The sequence below is a fragment of the Stenotrophomonas sp. YIM B06876 genome (assembly GCF_030711595.1).
Lineage (GTDB): Bacteria > Pseudomonadota > Gammaproteobacteria > Xanthomonadales > Xanthomonadaceae > Stenotrophomonas.
In genome coordinates, this window is sequence record NZ_JAUJUJ010000096.1 from 1 (window position 1) to 748 (window position 748).

Genomic DNA, 748 nt, shown 5'->3' on the forward strand with positions numbered 1-748 from the left:
TGTTGGCACGGCCCACGTTCAGGTGGAATTCCGATGCGCCCAGGGCATACATGCCCGAAAGACGGAAGTTGTTGCGGGTACCTGCACCTGCACCGATTTGGTTCGCATCCTTGTTGCGCTGGTAGTAGCCACCGACCGTGAACTGGCCAAAGGTGTACAGAGCACGCAACCCGAACTGGTTGTTGCTGTTCACCGTGCTGTAGCCAGCGCCCAGGTGCAGAGGGCCGGTGTTGTAATTGGCAGCCAGGTCGTAGCCATTCTTGCCGCCCGAGGTTTGCTCGTGCAGGTTCACGGCAGCATCAACGGTCAGGCCGCCGAAGCTGGGGGTGCGGTAACCAATCTTGTTCTTGGTGCCCAGACCACCGAACCACACGGGATCGTAGTACAGGGCGTCAGACGACGAACCGGTGTCGTGGTTGTGCATGCTGACGTAGTCGGCGGTGGCGTAGTAGGACTCGGGAGTGAAGTTACCCAGGCGCACCATACCGAAGCCGCCGGACAGGTTCACTTCGCTCTGGCGACCAAAGTTGATGCCGCCATTGGAGCTGGGAAGGCCAGGCCAGCCCGTGCCCGCGCCGGTGTCCGAAGCGAAGCCGCTTTCGAGCTGGAAGCCAGCCTTCAGGCCGCCGCCCAGGTCTTCCGAGCCCTTGAAGCCAAAGCGCGAAGAGTTGTTGAACAGGCCGTTGACGGTAGCGTTGAGCGCCGCCGTGCCATTTTTCTGGTGTTCCACGGTGGTGTTGACACGGCC

1 protein-coding gene is annotated in these 748 nt (G+C 61.4%); it reads right to left on the reverse strand.

Going from position 1 to position 748, the window contains the following annotated elements; all coding sequences use genetic code 11:
* Positions 1-730 (reverse strand): porin (locus QZH66_RS14875; RefSeq protein ID WP_305806696.1); only part of this gene is annotated, 730 nt, incomplete at its 3' end.
* Between the last annotated feature and the right edge of the window lie 18 nt (positions 731-748).